This window comes from Ekhidna sp. (assembly GCF_964218185.1).
In the GTDB taxonomy this organism is placed as follows: Bacteria; Bacteroidota; Bacteroidia; order Cytophagales; family Cyclobacteriaceae; genus Ekhidna.
Genome location: NZ_CAXPLV010000005.1, coordinates 671698 through 687727, shown reverse-complemented (window position 1 = coordinate 687727; position 16030 = coordinate 671698). Strand labels below are relative to the sequence as shown.

The 16030-nt window shown below is 42.4% G+C and carries 14 protein-coding genes; 5 read left to right on the top strand and 9 right to left on the bottom strand.

What is annotated here, in order from left to right:
* Positions 1–8 precede the first annotated feature (8 nt).
* From ACEQZT_RS08570 to ACEQZT_RS08545, 6 genes are all read right to left on the bottom strand, one after another.
* Positions 9–1007, bottom strand: coding sequence for a bifunctional heptose 7-phosphate kinase/heptose 1-phosphate adenyltransferase (locus ACEQZT_RS08570; RefSeq protein WP_370089018.1), 999 nt, complete (start codon positions 1005–1007; stop codon positions 9–11).
* A gap of 1 nt (position 1008) precedes the next feature.
* Positions 1009–2205 (bottom strand): pyridoxal phosphate-dependent aminotransferase, encoded by a 1197-nt coding sequence (locus ACEQZT_RS08565; protein ID WP_370089017.1) that lies wholly within the window; start codon positions 2203–2205, stop codon positions 1009–1011.
* 84 nt (positions 2206–2289) lie between these two features.
* Positions 2290–3501 (bottom strand): type IX secretion system outer membrane channel protein PorV, encoded by a 1212-nt coding sequence (porV, locus tag ACEQZT_RS08560; RefSeq protein ID WP_370089016.1) that lies wholly within the window; start codon positions 3499–3501, stop codon positions 2290–2292.
* Between the two features lie 102 nt (positions 3502–3603).
* On the bottom strand, positions 3604–6960 hold the full coding sequence (gene porU, locus ACEQZT_RS08555; RefSeq protein ID WP_372530147.1) for a type IX secretion system sortase PorU: 3357 nt from the start codon (positions 6958–6960) through the stop codon (positions 3604–3606).
* A 9-nt stretch (positions 6961–6969) separates the two neighbouring features.
* Positions 6970–7626: a phosphatidylcholine/phosphatidylserine synthase gene (locus ACEQZT_RS08550; RefSeq protein WP_370089014.1), complete on the bottom strand. Its 657-nt coding sequence runs from the start codon at positions 7624–7626 to the stop codon at positions 6970–6972.
* Positions 7623–8261 (bottom strand): MBL fold metallo-hydrolase, encoded by a 639-nt coding sequence (locus ACEQZT_RS08545; RefSeq protein ID WP_370089013.1) that lies wholly within the window; start codon positions 8259–8261, stop codon positions 7623–7625. Before ACEQZT_RS08545 ends, ACEQZT_RS08550 begins: the two co-directional genes overlap by 4 nt.
* A 37-nt stretch (positions 8262–8298) precedes the next feature.
* On the opposite strand from ACEQZT_RS08545, the gene ACEQZT_RS08540 reads away from it, so the two are divergent.
* Genes ACEQZT_RS08540 through ACEQZT_RS08530 form a run of 3 tightly spaced genes read left to right on the top strand, consistent with a single transcriptional unit; the run spans position 8299 to position 13437 of the window.
* The gene (locus tag ACEQZT_RS08540; protein WP_370089012.1) at positions 8299–9342 is read left to right on the top strand and encodes an NAD(P)/FAD-dependent oxidoreductase; all 1044 of its coding nucleotides are present in this window, start codon (positions 8299–8301) and stop codon (positions 9340–9342) included.
* Entirely contained in the window at positions 9323–12538 is a 3216-nt protein-coding gene (locus tag ACEQZT_RS08535) for a translocation protein TolB (protein WP_370089011.1), read from the top strand. The genes ACEQZT_RS08540 and ACEQZT_RS08535 overlap by 20 nt, the downstream gene beginning before the upstream one ends.
* 23 nt (positions 12539–12561) lie before the next feature.
* Positions 12562–13437, top strand: coding sequence for a YicC/YloC family endoribonuclease (locus ACEQZT_RS08530; RefSeq protein ID WP_370089010.1), 876 nt, complete (start codon positions 12562–12564; stop codon positions 13435–13437).
* A 142-nt stretch (positions 13438–13579) separates the two neighbouring features.
* Here the strand turns inward: ACEQZT_RS08530 and ACEQZT_RS08525 are convergent, their stop codons facing one another.
* Positions 13580–14098: a DUF2911 domain-containing protein gene (locus tag ACEQZT_RS08525; RefSeq protein ID WP_370089009.1), complete on the bottom strand. Its 519-nt coding sequence runs from the start codon at positions 14096–14098 to the stop codon at positions 13580–13582.
* Positions 14099–14290: 192 nt separating this feature from the next.
* Between ACEQZT_RS08525 and ACEQZT_RS08520 the strand changes: the two genes are divergently transcribed.
* Positions 14291–14854, top strand: a complete 564-nt coding sequence (locus ACEQZT_RS08520) for a hypothetical protein (protein ID WP_370089008.1) — start codon at positions 14291–14293, stop codon at positions 14852–14854.
* Positions 14851–15177, top strand: a complete 327-nt coding sequence (locus ACEQZT_RS08515; protein WP_370089007.1) for a nucleotide pyrophosphohydrolase — start codon at positions 14851–14853, stop codon at positions 15175–15177. The genes ACEQZT_RS08520 and ACEQZT_RS08515 overlap by 4 nt, the downstream gene beginning before the upstream one ends.
* Positions 15178–15254: 77 nt before the next feature.
* On the opposite strand, the gene ACEQZT_RS08510 is transcribed toward ACEQZT_RS08515, so the two are convergent.
* Together ACEQZT_RS08510 and ACEQZT_RS08505 are read right to left on the bottom strand one after the other, a co-directional pair.
* Entirely contained in the window at positions 15255–15470 is a 216-nt protein-coding gene (locus ACEQZT_RS08510) for a hypothetical protein (protein WP_370089006.1), read from the bottom strand.
* A 34-nt stretch (positions 15471–15504) separates the two neighbouring features.
* On the bottom strand, positions 15505–15852 hold the full coding sequence (locus ACEQZT_RS08505) for a helix-turn-helix domain-containing protein (RefSeq protein WP_370089005.1): 348 nt from the start codon (positions 15850–15852) through the stop codon (positions 15505–15507).
* Between the last annotated feature and the right edge of the window lie 178 nt (positions 15853–16030).

Sequence of the window (16030 nt, the reverse complement as noted above, 5' to 3'; positions counted from 1 at the left end):
CAGCCAAATTAAAGATATTTTTTGAGTATAGGATTTTCCTTAGCCTCCTCCAACAATTTTTCTCGGTCAATCGGCACCACACCGGGCATCTCGCAAACCATACCTCCTCCAATATTTGCTAGCTCAGCGGTGAATTCCAGAGGAAGTCCAAGTGTAAGGCATAATCCTGCAATACTTATGACCGTATCACCACAACCCAGCACTTCTGCAATCTGACGAGGGTGAGCTTTCAACTTACCCGAATCTTTTCCTGAATCGAAATAGATTCCATTTTTAGAAAGTGTGATGAGGTAGTTGTCTGCATTCACATTGTTTTTAAGCTTGGAGGCAGCTTCCGCCAGCTGCTTTTCTTCCAACGCATCAAAATCTATCTCCAGACCATCTTTAAGATCCGCAACATTCACTTTGAATACAGACACACCCTGATACTTTGTAAAGTTTCTTCTTTTAGGATCTACCGCTATCGGAATATTCTTAGCCTTAGCCAACTTGATGGTTTCCTTGATGACCTTTGGATTGATCGTGCCCTTGTCATAATCCTCAAAAATCACCAGGTCACACTCATCCAATAAATTTTTTATGTGATGAAGGAGCGATTTCTGATCTAAATCCACAAGCGGATGTACATCTTCATTATCAACCCTGATTAAATGCTGTGCGCCAGAAGTAATTCTTAGCTTCGTTGTAGTCACCCGGTTCTGACTTCTGATAATGCCTTTATTGGGCATTTTTTCATACTCAAGTAATTGCTCAAAGGCCTCCCCATCTGCATCATCGCCAACCACTGAGCATAAGATTGGAGTGGCTCCCAGCGAACGCAAATTCATGGCCACATTGGCGGCTCCTCCCAGTCTCCTTTCCTTTTTTTCAAGGGTAAGTACTGGCACGGGTGCCTCTTTAGATATTTTACTCACGCTTCCTCGCATGTAGTAGTCGATTACTACATCACCAATCACAAGAACGGTCTTGTCTTTAAACGCTTCAAATATCTCTTCTATGGACTTCATGCTAGGTCAACTTTGCAAGTGATACTTTTATTTTGGCTATAGCTTTTTTTAGTTCCTCCTCCGATGCAGCATATGAAAGTCTCAGACATTCAGGATCTCCAAAAGCTTCGCCTGTTACTAAAGAAACTTGCGCATCCTCCAGCAGAAACAGGCAGAGATCATTCACTGTATTGATTTTAGTCTCACCAAAAGACTTTCCTAGGTAATATTTCACATTTGGGAAAAAGTAAAATGCACCCTGTGGCATGTTAACCTCAAATCCCGGAATCTCTTTCAATAAATCATATACCAAGGCTCTCCGCTTCTCATAAGCTTTTGCCATTTCTTTTGTGGGTTCCATAGAACCAGTAAGTGCAGTGAGCGCGGCTCGTTGGGCGATAGAGCAATTTCCAGAGGTATACTGTCCCTGCATTTTGTTGGCTGCCTTTGCAATCCATAAAGGAGCACCAATATATCCTACTCGCCACCCGGTCATTGCAAAACCTTTTGAAAAGCCATTTACTGTAACTGTTCGTTCCAGCATTCCATCGAGTGTCCCAATACTTTCATGCTTTGCACCAAAATTGATTAGCTCGTAAATTTCATCGGAAATCACGGTAATATCTTTTCGATCTTTGAGAACGTCAGCAATCGCTTCTAATTCCTGTCTGGTAAAGACAGAGCCGGTGGGATTGCAAGGTGAAGAAAAAATCAACGCTTTTGTCTTGTCTGTAATTGCATCCTTGATTTGATCCGCTGTGGCTTTAAAGTCATTTTCAAGAGATCCACCTACAAAAACCGGCTTACCTTCCGCTAGCAAAATCATAGCTGAATAACTTACCCAATAGGGCGTTAGCACAATCACCTCATCACCTGGATTAAGTATGGCCATGAAAACATTGGCAATGGACTGTTTAGCTCCATTTGAAACGACAATTTGATCCGGCGAATAGTCAAGCCCATTGTCTCGCCTAAACTTCTCCGAAATAGCCTTTCTAAGATCGAGGTATCCATTTACTGGAGGGTAAGCAAAGTAATCCTCAGATTCGATTGCCTGAATGGCTCCCTCCTGAATGTGTTTTGGAGTTTTAAAATCTGGTTCGCCGAGACTGAGGCTAATTACTTCAACTCCTTTTTCTTTTAATTCTCTGGCTTTTGCAGCCATGGCCAGTGTAGCTGATTCCGGAATACTTTTGATCCGATTAGACTGTGCGTTCATTAAGCAAATATTTTGCTCAAAAATAGAAAGAAGAGTCAACTAAACTGAGTTAACTCTTCTCTCTTTTAAAATCTTATGTAAGGTTTATTCGCCTTCGTCGTTCGTGCCCTGATCCAGGCTGAAAAGTAGAGATATTCGTAGTGTATCAGCTAGGGGGTGGTTCTGGCCTTTTGGGATCAGGTAAGAGAAATCAAATCCAAACACCTGGTAGCGGAAACCTGCTCCAACGGTGAAGTATTTTCTATCACCCTTGTTTTTATGCTCCGAGAAGTAACCTGCCCTTGCAGCAAAAATATCTCGATACCAATACTCAGCCCCTACGGAATAGGTAAGCTCCTGAAGTTCCTCTTTAAACCCTCTAGGTGCGTCTGAAAAAGATCCAAACGTACCCGAAAGCAATGATCTGTTAGAATCTTTTCCCTTGGCGATTATTTTGTTTCCGTCACTATCCGTTTCGATGTTTCCATTATCATCAGTCTGATAAATTGGTGGCGTTGGCACCATCAATTTGTTAATGTCAAATGCCAAAGTAATCGTGTTATAGGGGTCAAGATTTGTTTTGAAAGCTGATCCTATTCGGAAATTAGCTGGAATGAAGTTTTCGTTACTCTCCGCACTATAGGTAATCTTCTGACCGATGTTAGATAAGTGAGCTCCCAGTGAAAGCTCTGAGTTTTTTCCAGAAAGCATAAAAGGTTTGGTGTAGTACCAACCTAAATCTACCGCCACACTCGTTCCCGCCTTAGCGTCAGGAGCTCCTGTAATGTTTCCAGCAAGATTTGACCAGATGAAACGCAGCGTAACTCCCACACTCATATTCTCAGATAGTTTTCTTGAATAAGTACCATCCACAGCTAGTTCACTAGGATTTTCCACTCCATTTGGATTAGCAAACTCGTCATACAGCGCAATCTCACCTAAATCAAAATATCTGAAGGTCGCACCAAAGGTCTGAGTTGGGTCAATTTTTTTGTAGAATGCGAGATAGTTGAGGGACATGTCATCCACAATATTTCCCAGCCAGGGGGAATAGGAAAAAGCAAATCCTAAATCTGTCTCGGCAAATGCAAGTTTGGCATTGTTCCAATGCACACTATTTGCGTCAGGAGAGGTGGCTACACCAACATCTCCCATTGCCGATGCACGGCTGTCAGGCGCAAAGCCCAAAAATGGAACAGCAACGGTAATCGGGTTTCTCAGACTGTCTTGCCCAGAAATGAATGATGACTGTCCAAAAGACTGAACTGCCATTAAAACAAGAAGAATTGAGCCTATCTTCTTCACAAGATGATTCATTCGAATGATTTTATAAAAGGATGCCAAACTTAACATTATCAGGTGAATACCAATTAAAATTTTGAATAAAAAGTGCTGATTTCCAAATAGCTAAGGCTTTAATCAATTTACAATAACGAGCTTTTGCGTGATTTCTTTCATTGCTCCATCCAATCTACTTCGAATCACTAATCTGGAATGATAAATTCCCTGCATCAGGCTTTGTCCCGAGTCTGTTTGAGCATTCCATGGGATTTCCACCCTTCGCTGACTGTTTTCTACTAGCAGTTCACTTTTGCTTACCACATCTCCTCGTGGGCTATAAATAAGCAGCGAAATAAGCAAATCTTCATCCTCCCTGTCATGCTCAAATGCAAACGTAGTTGATCCCTGAACAGGGTTGGGATAAGCAGCCGGATTGTATACGAAAAGTATTGGTTCATCAGTAACACTGAAACTTATTGTGCGCTCAGAGGAATTGTTATGCGTATCCCAAACCTTGAGCGTGGCAGTATAACTTCCCGGCTCCAAATCCTGTATAGGATAAACAACCACACCACTTTGATAGCTATCTACTGAAGCAGTATAAAAATCATTCAGATTAATAACCTCTCCATCCAAAGTCAGTGTGATTCCTTCGACCACACCGGAACGGGTCGTGGTTATTCCACTTTCATCGTTTAGTTCAGCTATCAGCAACGGAGAGTCTCCTACAATGTCACCATTTACGAACGTATCATCATTTAAGAACATTGAAATTTCCGGTGCTACAGCATCAACCATCGCGCTGGATTCCGTACCTCCGACAATGAGTTCCCTAGAAGAACCACCAGCATCCAGATTGCTATTCGAATCCGAGGCATACAGGCTCATTTTACCTTTTTGATACTTGTATGAAATATTTTTTGGCACAATAAATTGAAAAGTAAACTCCCCTTTGGAGACAGTAGCCTCACCTCGAAATAGCGCATTGCTCCTCAGCGAGTAAGAATAGGGGGCACTTTCTTGCCCTTTCGTTTTGAATGACTGCTTCACATCGAAAATTCCAACAGAAAGTATCCCGTTAAAATCCTCAACAAGTAGTCCTTCAGACTCTATTTGACCTGTTAACGTCACCTGCTCAAGCGCACTCAACGTATCAAGCTCTGCTCCCAATTCATTGATGACCACATCCAACTTAGGATATGCTGGCATCATCATCGGATCACCCAGAAGTGTGAAGTTTCTATTGACAGGCCCTTCCAGACCCTCGTTTTTTGTAAAACGAATTACATCCCCCAGCCTTAAGTGCTTACCTACTTCTTTTCTGAAAATATTTTCATGGAATGCCTGATTCAGACTGAAATTGGTACTGGCGAAAACCGGCCGGCTGGTTGTGAGGAGAGCAATGCCACCCCCCTGCTGCAGCAATAAAAGCTCCTCCGCTCCGGAAACTCTTAGCGGGTCATCGTACCTACCAAACTCACAAGTAGCCGTAACGAAAATTGGCAGCTTATTTCGGTTGGTCATCTCTTCAATGTCCGATTTTGTCAGAATTTCTTCCTCCATCCAAAGACGCTCATTTCCATGCCCTATGAAGTTGACACTAAATGTGCCATTCTTTATTCGGGTTTTGAGCGCAGCTCTGGCCTGTGAGGATGTCTCAGATGAGCCGGAAGCCTCTTGGGTAAATGCATCTAAAAGAACCTTGTTGATGTTGTATTGAGCATATGTGGTATCTATCAGCTCAGATAAGTCCTCCACGTGGCGGGCATGCACATTTCCATCTCCATCATCAGCCACATAGGTGATATCTCCCCTCCATTTTCCGAGTGTATTTGGACTGGTAGAATAGTAAATTATTTTATCCACCAGCGCTTGAGCCTCTTCTTTTGTTTTGGCAGGCAGTCTCCCCACCCCTATTTCGAGCGTGTGATCCCCGGCTAGAGTTTCTATCCATTCTCCCTCACTGTCTTCTAAAAACCCGAAATAATCGTCGGATGAATGACTGAAGATGGGATGAAAACTCTCTCTGGATTCATAGGTAGGAACAAAGTTGGTGTTGTTCACTGTACGGTATTTATAATCATAAGAGCAATCACCAAAAAGTAAGAGGTACTTCAAGTTGCCACCAGAATCATAGATATATTTCGCATAGTCACGGATGGCAGTGACGTCTTGCCTGCCACTTGAAAATTCGTTAAAAACTTCTTGAGTGGTTACTACTCCTACATCCAGGCCATCATGATCGCGGTGAAACTGAGCAAGCATTTCTGCCTCATTTTTGAATGCCGTATTCACGACAATCACTCCATCATAGCTGACTGTTCCACGAAGGTTTTGATTTGGCACACCATTGAAAATAAATGGAGCGGGAAAATCACTCCCGTTGAAAACTACAAATTCCTCTACTTCCGCTGATTGGCTCTGAAAGATGGCTTTATTCCCACTCAGCGAAAATTGCTGCGACTGCACGTTTACCGGATCGGTCACATTCCAAATGGTGGAACCAGATGCTGCGGAGATTTCATACCTCAGGAGCTCTCCTACATTATCAGCCCAGCGAAAATCAGTTTCATCTGCATATAACCGCAGGTTTCGCCGGAAGGTCAAATGATAAAAATCAATGTATCCACGCTCGCCAGATGCATTGCCATCAAATGTGATATTCAATGTGAAAGTCTCGGATTGAGGAAGTGTCAAAACACCCGTTTCCTGCCGTGCTTTTATGCTGTAGGTGGTCCCGGGCCCATCAGGTATGGCATCTATAGCCACAGCGCCTACTGAGGTAGAACCAGCCGAAACATCAAAAGTGGAATTCTCGGATGATTGGCTGACTGCATTGAGTGTGAGTTCTATGGGAGAGATCAATCCATTGATTTGATGAGAAAAAGACGCGGACTCTCCACTTGACAATGTTTCTCCATACCAGCCTCTTCCGGATGAAATCAAATTGACTTCATCTTCCTCGAAGGTGATAAAGTCATGAAAGCTTGTGATGGTAGACGAAGCACTTCCTAGCACACTCGCCTTCGAGCTAATTCGTTTTCCGTTTGCACCATCAACACGAATGAAATAATAAGCTGTGTCAGAATAAAAATTTTTCTCATACTCAAACCCGTCATTTGTCCAGATCTCTTTATCAGGCCCTATCCCATAGAACAGGATATAATCGTTTGGATCAAAGGATCCGTCACTCTCACCCGAAACGAAGATTGCGTTTTCAAGCAAATCCACGGGTCTGTATTCAGAATTGGCTTGTGGAAGAACACCTTTTATTCCATTGCCATAGATTTTGATTTTTTGTGGATTGACAGTGGATGAAACCCCCAGTGCATCCAACGTATTTCTATCAATCTTATGAATCCCGGTTTCGGTGACTCCCACCTTAAACCATGTTCCTGAGGATAGCACTGAAGATTGCCCGCAAATCGCTGTGGTGACCAGTAAAAAAACAAGATAAGAGATTCTCTTCATCGATATGATAAACGCCCTTTTCATTTCAAAATTCTATGCAGGCTTTACAGCTACAAACGAAATGATAGAAACCACGATGTAAAACGGTATAATGAAAGGAATAAATGTCCACTGAAAGACACCAAAAAGACTCACTATACCTAAAATAAGTACCCACCTGGCTTCATTATCTTTCCATTTACCAGACTTAAACTTTAGGGCAATCAGACGCATAGGTGATACAAGCAGAATTGCTGAGAAAACACAAATACTTATAAGTGTGTACTCATAAAGTTCAAATGGCACAAAAGCTAAAGAGGTTAACATGATGGCGTTTGCCGGTGTTGGCAATCCCTTGAAACTATCAGATTGCGACTCATCCGTATTAAAAATGGCCAGGCGAAGTGCAGAGAAAACGGCAATGATGATGGCAATCCAATAAAGTTCCGAAGACTCCTGCATCCATTGAAGCATAAAGAAGGTCGGCAAAAGTCCAAAAGAAACAAGGTCGGATAACGAGTCCAGTTGCTTCCCAATTTCAGATTGAACGTTTAATACTCTGGCCGTAAACCCATCCAGAAAATCAAACACTCCAGCTGCGATCACAAAATAGAAAGCTTCAGGGCTTTTACCTGTCAGCGTATAGAAAATCCCTACACAGCCGATGGCCAGATTCACACACGTTAGGATATTTGGAATTTGTCTCTTCATCCTTTCACAAATGGATTGTATTGCTTTTCGTGACCGATGGTGGTGGCTGGACCATGACCTGGTAGCACCTGCACATCTTCAGGCAGGGTATAGACTTTTTCCTGAATGTTCTTCAACAAATCATCATGATTGCCGCCTGGTAAATCCGTCCTTCCGATGCTCTCTCTAAATAGCACATCTCCGCCAATCATCAGCTTTTCATCCTCAATGTAGAACATCAGATGGCCTGGAGAATGACCCGGAACCTCAATCAATTTCATCACTATTTCATCAAGCACTAAATCTTCCCCTTCATTGAGATATTCATCTACCTCCGCATGCCGATATCCCGCCATCCCCCACTGTGGCGCATAAGCTGGCACAGAGCGAAAGACTTCTTCCTCATTTTTAGGGATTTTCAATGGCACTTTGTAGGCTTGTTTCAAAACATCATTTCCCAAAACATGATCAATATGACAATGTGTATTGATGATGGCCTGCACTTTCAAGTCATTCATATGAATGTATTCTTTCAGCTCTTCTACCTCGTAATCTTCATAGCAACCAGGATCAAAAATCAGACAATTACCTTTTTCTGATAAAAGCACATAAGTATTCTCGTAAAACGGGTTGAACACAAAAGATTTTATTTGCATCTGTTTAGATTTAAGCCATTGAGATCACAAAAGTAAAGTGCGAGAAACAAAGGTAGATTATATCATCGTTGGACAGGGGATTGCAGGGTCGTGGCTCGCTTACGAAATGCTAAAAAGAGAACTTTCAATTATAGTGATCAACGAAGATAAAAAAGAAACCTCCTCTCAAAAAGCAGCGGGAATTTATAATCCCATCACGGGTCGAAAAATGGTGAAGACCTGGCGAGCAGATGAACTTTTTCCAACGCTGGAAAGACAGTATGAGGAGCTTGAAAAATTGACCTGTAAAAATTTTCTACATAAAATTCCCATCTATCGTCCTTTTAAAACCATTGAAGATCAAAACGACTGGGAGGGGAGAGCTGCAGATAATTTCCATCAAAAATATCTTAGCGAATTTAGGGTCAAATCAAAGGGATATGCCGATGTAATTGATCCACTAGGCGGCATAGTATTGAATCATTCCGGATATGTCAATATTCCCGCCATGTTGGAGGCCATGCAAACTTTTTTCATTGATAAGGGAGTATATCATTCAGAAGTGTTTGATTATTCAGAGATGGCTATTGAAGAAAATACTATATCCTACAAACACTGGATTGCCAAAAAAGTGATTTTTTGCGAAGGATCACTTTCCAAAAATCCACATTGGGAGCTTCCATTCCGACCTGTACGGGGGGATATCATCGACATAAAATGTGATCTAAAATCAAACCACATTATCAATCAGGGCGTTTTTATGATTCCAAAAGTTGATCGCTTTACCGTGGGATCAACCTATGATCATAATAACCTGACATACGAACCTCAGGAGGAAGCTATAAAATCTCTTGAGGAACGATTTAAGAAGCTTTATCGTGGGAATTATGAGATTGTAGAAAAAAGGGCTGGAGTAAGGCCGGCGACTCGTGACAGAAAACCGTATATAGGCTTGCATCCGGAAAAGAAAACATTAGGTATTTTTAATGGTTTTGGCACGAAAGGTGTTTCTTTAACACCGTATTTCGCTAAGCACTTTGTGGATGTGCTACAACAAAAGAGTGAGATTGACGAAGAAGTAAATGTTCAAAGGGTTATTTAAATACATTTTTCCACTTTTTCTGGTGACGGGTGTGGCTTTTGGCCAGCACTACACTACGCCATTTGGACAAAATAGAATCCAATACAAAAAGTTTGACTGGTACTATTACAGCACCAACAATTTCGACATCTATTACTATCCTGGTGGTCAGGAATATGCCCTTCAAGCCATTGATTTTCTGGAAGATGAATTTGTAGAGCTGACCGATAAGCTAGGTTATGCGCCGTATAGCAAGACCAAGATTTTCATTTACAATTCCATTCACGATCTGCAGCAAAGTAATGTGGGTATTGATGGAGCCGTCTACACGATCGGGGGACGGACCGAGTTTGTCAAGCTCCAATTAGAAGTTGCTTATCCAGGCCAGGCCAATAAGTTTAAAGAAGATTTGCTCTACAAGCTTTCCAGCACCCTCATCAATGACATGATGTATGGAGGCAGCCTGGCGGAAATTTTCCAAAACAGCTACCTTCTCACACTTCCGGATTGGTTTATTGATGGTGCTGCCAGATACCTCGCCTATGGGTGGTCCAGAGAAATGGATGACTACCTGCGAGATTACATGGGCAGAAAAAAGATCAAGAAACTTAAGCGAATCGATGGTGAATCAGCTTCAGTGGTTGGTCAAAGTATTTGGAATTACATTGGTGTAAAGTATGGAGAAGGTAATATTTCAAACATTCTCAATCTCACTCGGATCATTAGAAAAGAGGAAAACAGCATTGCCAACACATTAGGTGTATCCTTCAAAACTTTTCTGGATGACTGGCAGAATTACTACTTACTGCAACGTCTGGAAGTAGAAGAAAACTACACCAAGTCAGGTGATGAGCGATTGCTGAAGGATATCAAAAACACAAAGGAGCTAATAACCACTTCCATAAGCTTTAATAAAGACGCAGATAAAGTAGCTTATGCTTTGCTGAAAAGTGGGAAATATGAAGTTCACGTAACCGATTTAGTAACCGGGCAAACCAAAAAAATAACTGGAGGTGGATACCGAATAAGCGGACAGGATATTGATGATCACTTGCCCCTCCTGGACTGGCAGGATGAATATACGCTTGGGGTCGTGCTGTTTAGAAGAGGATTTCTCTACCTAAATACCTACAATGTAGAAACTGGTGAAAAAGGTCAAAAGCCACTCAACCGTTTTCGTCAAATTGAGAGTTTTTCATTCAACGACAATGGCCGTCTTGCTGTCATATCCGGAGATATCGACGGGCAGAACGACATCTTCCTCATTGCCATGAACAGAAACGCACTGAGGCGAATCACTCGAGATATCTATGACGACCTGGATCCCATTTTTGTACCGGGTACAGCGGCGATTATCTTCAGTTCCAATAGAGCAAGTGACTCGGTAAATGTTAAAGATGTGCCACTGGAAACGCTGGACAGAAACTTCAACTTGTTTGTTTACGACCTGGACACCACAACTAATAAGTTTTTCAGACTGACAAATACCTATAGTGAAGACAGAAAACCTTATGCTAAGAACATCAATGAAATTTACTACCTCAGCGATCAGCAGGGAATCTCCAATCTATATCGGTATAATTTGTTCGACTCGCTAACTACCCAAATAACCAATTTTGACAAAAGCATCATCAGCTATGACCTTCATTTCAACCCTGCCCGGATGACCTACACCATGCTGGGAGATGGAGAGGATCGTGTATATCTTGACTCTTTGACGGACTTGAACACCAGCAAATTCACTACCGAAACACCAAGAAAACGGAGAGAAAATGCTGTTCTGGTAGTATCAAGGGTCTTGAGAAATGCTGAGAAAAATAAGGAGCCGATTGTCGAGGTGAAAGACGAAGTTGATACAGATGATTTCGAGTTTGAAGATGAACCTGAGGAGAGTGACTCTGCTGAGTTAGACGACCCAAACTGGATTGATACGGACAATTATGTATTTGAGGATGAATCAGAATCTTCATTTCAGCCCGAATCATTTTTTAGTAAATATCAGAGCTTCCAACAGGAAAACGAACGCATCGGGCCGATACCGTACAACCCTCGGTTTACATTCAATAATGTGATAACATCCTTCCTGTGGGATCCTTATAGAAACTTCATGATGTTCATGGAGACCGAAATCAACGATGTGCTGGAAAACTACAAGATCAAGGGTGGAGCATTGGTAAAAACAGATTTCAAGCAGGGAGACATTTTCGCTGAGTTCCAGTACCTGAAATACTGGATGGACTTCAAGGCACGAATTGATAGAAAGACATACTTACTGGAAAGTCAGGACAATGAGTTCAGACACAAATACAAGCTGAACAGGTTCAGGGTAACAGCTGCCCTCCCAATTACTCACACATTCCGGGTAGAGGCGTCACCATTTTTTACAGAAACATCCTTTACCAACCTCAATTACCTAAGTGTAAATGGTCAGGGTTCTGATTTAGCTAAAAACAGCAGACAGAAATATGCTGGTGCCAGCTTCGCTTTAATTTTTGACAATACAGTAGAAAAGTCATTTAATCTTTATGAGGGCACACGTGCGCTTTTGGAATACACAGCTCACTTTCATTCCGAAGACGCAAGCAAAAACTTCAGTAAAATAAGATTTGATTTCCGTCATTATCAGAAAATACACAAAGAAATCACCTGGGCAAATCGTATTTTATATGGAAAGCAAATGGGTCCGGCCAGCAAGTATTTTATGTTGGGAGGTATGGACAACTGGCTATTTGCTTCTATGGACATTCTGGGCGAGGATGACCCACTGGCCATCACCAACAACAAAGACAACAGCGATCTGCTCTTCAACGAATTTGTAACTAACCTTAGAGGGTTGGACTATAATGAAGCTTATGGTTCTGATGTTTTGGTATTCAATAGTGAACTGAGAGTGCCAGTGTTCCAATACCTAACCAATGGCCCTATCAAATCCAACTTTCTTAGAAATTTCCAGATTATCGGGTTTATGGATATGGGATCCGTATGGACCGGTCCACTACCTTTCAAAGATGGGCGACCAATCACACGGGTATTTAAAGACCGCCCTCCATTCACCGCTGAGATTGTAAAATTTCAGAATCCCCTCCTCGGTGGTTTTGGATTTGGTTTGAGAACCGTGCTTTTCGGGTACTACATCAAGTTTGATGCCGCCAGACCATACCTCGATGGTGAGGTTAGGAACTACAGATATTATTTTACACTTGGCTTAGACTTTTAGCGCAAAGCTTACCTTTGCACGCTATGCAACAATCCATGACAGGCTATGGGCGCGATGAACGCACGAGTCAAAATCTGTTGATCAAGACAGAGATTAAAGCCTTAAACAGCAAATTCCTTGATTTCTCACCACGATATCCCAAGGAGCTTTCGGCTAAGGAAGGCGAAATCAGAGGCCTAATTACTGATCAGCTAAAGAGGGGAAAAGTAATGCTAACCATTGATCTGGAAGTAGCCGGAGATAGCGCGTTGGATGTGCAGGTAGACGAAGCTCGCTTCAAAGCATTTTATGAAAAATTCAGTGCGCTGACTGAAGAAGTGAATAGCCATAGTTCGGATTTGGTAAAGCTTGCCCTTCAGGCTCCCGAGGTTATCAAGCAGCAAGAGATCGATCCGGAATCAATTCCCTGGAAAGACATAAAAGCAAGCCTGCAGGCCAGCATCGACCAATGTATTGATTTTCGAAAAAGCGAAGGAGAAGTGCTGACAGGCAAACTATCCGAGTATATATCAAACATCCGGGAAGGACTAAAAAGCGTGGAAGAGCACGATGAGAGCAGGTCTGAAAACATACGAGCTCGCTTGCAAAAAAATCTGGATGAGATCAGAGATCGGGTGAAAGTGGATGAAAACAGATTTGAGCAGGAGCTTATTTTCTACATGGAACGATTGGACATCTCCGAAGAGAAGGTTCGTTTAAAGCAGCATCTGGATTACTTTGATGAAGTGATCAACAAAGAAGCCGATGCGGGTAAGAAATTAGGATTCATCGCCCAGGAGATAGGACGGGAGATCAACACCATTGGGTCAAAAGCCAACCATGCTGAAATTCAACGCACCGTGGTGATGATGAAAGACGAGCTGGAAAAAATCAAAGAGCAAAATCTAAATATCTTATAAGAAAATGTGCCTCAAAAGCATTAAAACTCGTCTTCGCGAGGAACCGAAGCGATCTCTATACCTTTCATGATACTCATTCGAGATTGCTTCTCTTCGATCGCAATGACGGTCAGCTTTTGAGGCACATTATTTATCTATAATTCTATCTAATCGAGAACTCTACCTGGGTTTGATCCCACGCAAGGATCACATCTCCACTATCTTCAATGTTGATGGTAAATTGCTCTACCACTCCATCCAGTGAAGAAGGCTTCACCTTTACCCGCAGCACATCGTCTGCCTCTTTGTATTCGTAAGCGCCCCAGCCATCCCATTTCTTGTTGAAAATGATGGTCCACTCATCTTCTCCGGGAATGGTAAACAGCCCATACTTTCCGGCAGCAAGCTTCTCACCCTCCACTTCTACATCCTTCGATACTTCTATCCAGCTAGACTCATTCGCTCCCGTTCTCCATACTTTACCGTAAGCCTCCAGTCCACCAAAAATTTCTCGTCCTCGTTTGGATGGCTGACTGTAATCGATTGTGATCTTTGTACCATCAATTTCTTTGGTTACCTGAGCGGGAGGGCTTTTTCGCTTGCTTTTATCTTTTTGAGCGGTAGCAGAAAAAACCAACAAGAGGCTCAGCGCCAGCATTGATGCAACTTTTAGTGACTTCATATTTGTGTTTATTAAATGATTAATGTTTTTTGTTTCTCTATGCACGCAAATGGCAATTTTTTGTTTGAATTTATTCACAATCCCTGAATAATTGTCCGCAAGAGTACATCGATAAAAATGCAAGGTCCGTGGAAGGAAGCCAAGGATCAAAGTAGGAATTGATTAACTTTTCATCAAAACCAACCTAATGTCATGAGAAATCTACTGCTCCTTTCCGTTCTAAGTCTGCTTTGGGCATGCGGCTCTGAGGTCAAAAAAGAAAACCGTCACCTGGTCGAAGCGATAGACTATAAAGTCAGACACATAGATCAAAATCACCGAGTAAGCATCATAGAAGATGATTTTGTAGAATCTGATTCATCTTACAAAGTGCGGGGATATTTCAACGAAGGACGACTCATGAAGCTGGTGGGCATCATCAAGACACCACATTTTGAGCGCGATGATTACTTCTATTTTGAAAATGATAAGCCCATCTTCTCCGGGCATATGATGAACTTCATGGACGATCGTCTGGCTGAAGAATTCAAATATTATTATCAGGATGGCACCATCGTGGAAAGCCTCTTTTGGGAGGATCATTACGAGCCCGGCAAGCGTTTCCCACACGAAACATTCAAAGAGTTTGACCCAAACATGGACAGCCTGATGAACGAAGAACGCACCAGGATGGCATTCTTTTTATCCAAGCTGGAAAAAGAGGGATTTGAACTGAAGCATATCAACGAAAACCTGGAGGCCAATAGCAACCGATGACCATAGAAGAAGCACAGCGGGTAGTAGACGAGTGGATAAAAACGAAAGGGGTACGCTACTTCAATGAGCTCACAAACATGGCCATACTTACCGAAGAGGTGGGCGAACTGGCTCGCATCATAGCAAGAAAGTATGGGGAGCAGTCTTTCAAAGAATCTGATAAAAATCGTGACCTGGGTGATGAGATGGCTGACGTACTGTGGGTGCTCATCTGCCTGGCTAACCAAACTGGTGTGGATCTTACAGAAGCGCTGAAGAAAAATCTGGAGAAAAAGAACCTAAGGGATGGCACAAGACACCTGGAAAATGAGAAGTTGAAATAACCCAATCCTGTCATTGCGGACTTGATCCGCGATCTTCAGGCGAAGATGCCTGTCAGGCACGGCATGACATAAATAAATTACTCCTCTCCATCATAATACTCCTGAATCTTCCTCTTATCCTCCTCAGGGACGGACTGATCTCCGAGCAACTGCCACGCCCGCTGACGAGAGTCGATGTTATACTTTAAGAGCACATTATTTTCCTTTTCTCGCTTACGAATACGGCGAGCCATGATGAAGATGGCAACCTGGATAATGATAACAAGAGCAAGGAGTGGATATATCCAATTCATTGGGTTGTGATTTGAGGTCTAAAATAACGCCAAATCACTCTCCCTTCCACTCAGCTAGCTTCTGTTTCAGCTCCGCTACTTTGTCCAGTGGCAGATCTTTCATGTCTGCCAAAAGGTTTAGGTTCTCCTCCCTGGCTCTGAGCTTGTGAAGCGGATGATCAGAGGCGATCATGGTATCTCCGGGAGCCCACTCCAATAGGTCATTGGGTGTGCAGTGCAGCGCATGGCATATCTTCTCCACATGATCCAGCCGGATAGATCTCACCTTGCCAGATACCAGGTTATGCGCCGCTATATGCCCAATGCCCAGCTTCTTCAGAAATGTGTATCCATTCTTTACACCCCTTATGGAAAAAATGGTAGATAAGTTATACGTAAGCATCTATTGACAATATGTAAATACATTATGTATAAATATAATCATTTATTAATTATATGCAACTGTGCATGGTCAGTATGTACTTATATAATGCTAATATTGATTTGTGTGCTTCTAAGAAGTAATGATTGTATTCAGATACAACAGATGCGATTACTGAGATATGATCGTCTCGAACTTA

Bases quoted from the DNA above. Each gene is read 5' to 3' on its own strand.
- ACEQZT_RS08520 (WP_370089008.1), top strand. From the start codon at position 14,291: ATGAGAAATCTACTGCTCCTTTCCGTTCTAAGTCTGCTTTGGGCATGC.
- ACEQZT_RS08515 (WP_370089007.1), top strand. From the start codon at position 14,851: ATGACCATAGAAGAAGCACAGCGGGTAGTAGACGAGTGGATAAAAACG.
- ACEQZT_RS08525 (WP_370089009.1), bottom strand. From the start codon at position 14,098: ATGAAGTCACTAAAAGTTGCATCAATGCTGGCGCTGAGCCTCTTGTTG.
- ACEQZT_RS08550 (WP_370089014.1), bottom strand. From the start codon at position 7,626: ATGAAGAGACAAATTCCAAATATCCTAACGTGTGTGAATCTGGCCATC.
- ACEQZT_RS08505 (WP_370089005.1), bottom strand. From the start codon at position 15,852: ATGCTTACGTATAACTTATCTACCATTTTTTCCATAAGGGGTGTAAAG.
- ACEQZT_RS08535 (WP_370089011.1), top strand. From the start codon at position 9,323: ATGTTCAAAGGGTTATTTAAATACATTTTTCCACTTTTTCTGGTGACG.
- ACEQZT_RS08570 (WP_370089018.1), bottom strand. From the start codon at position 1,007: ATGAAGTCCATAGAAGAGATATTTGAAGCGTTTAAAGACAAGACCGTT.
- ACEQZT_RS08565 (WP_370089017.1), bottom strand. From the start codon at position 2,205: ATGAACGCACAGTCTAATCGGATCAAAAGTATTCCGGAATCAGCTACA.
- porU (WP_372530147.1), bottom strand. From the start codon at position 6,960: ATGAAAAGGGCGTTTATCATATCGATGAAGAGAATCTCTTATCTTGTT.
- porV (WP_370089016.1), bottom strand. From the start codon at position 3,501: ATGAATCATCTTGTGAAGAAGATAGGCTCAATTCTTCTTGTTTTAATG.
- ACEQZT_RS08530 (WP_370089010.1), top strand. From the start codon at position 12,562: ATGCAACAATCCATGACAGGCTATGGGCGCGATGAACGCACGAGTCAA.
- ACEQZT_RS08545 (WP_370089013.1), bottom strand. From the start codon at position 8,261: ATGCAAATAAAATCTTTTGTGTTCAACCCGTTTTACGAGAATACTTAT.
- ACEQZT_RS08510 (WP_370089006.1), bottom strand. From the start codon at position 15,470: ATGAATTGGATATATCCACTCCTTGCTCTTGTTATCATTATCCAGGTT.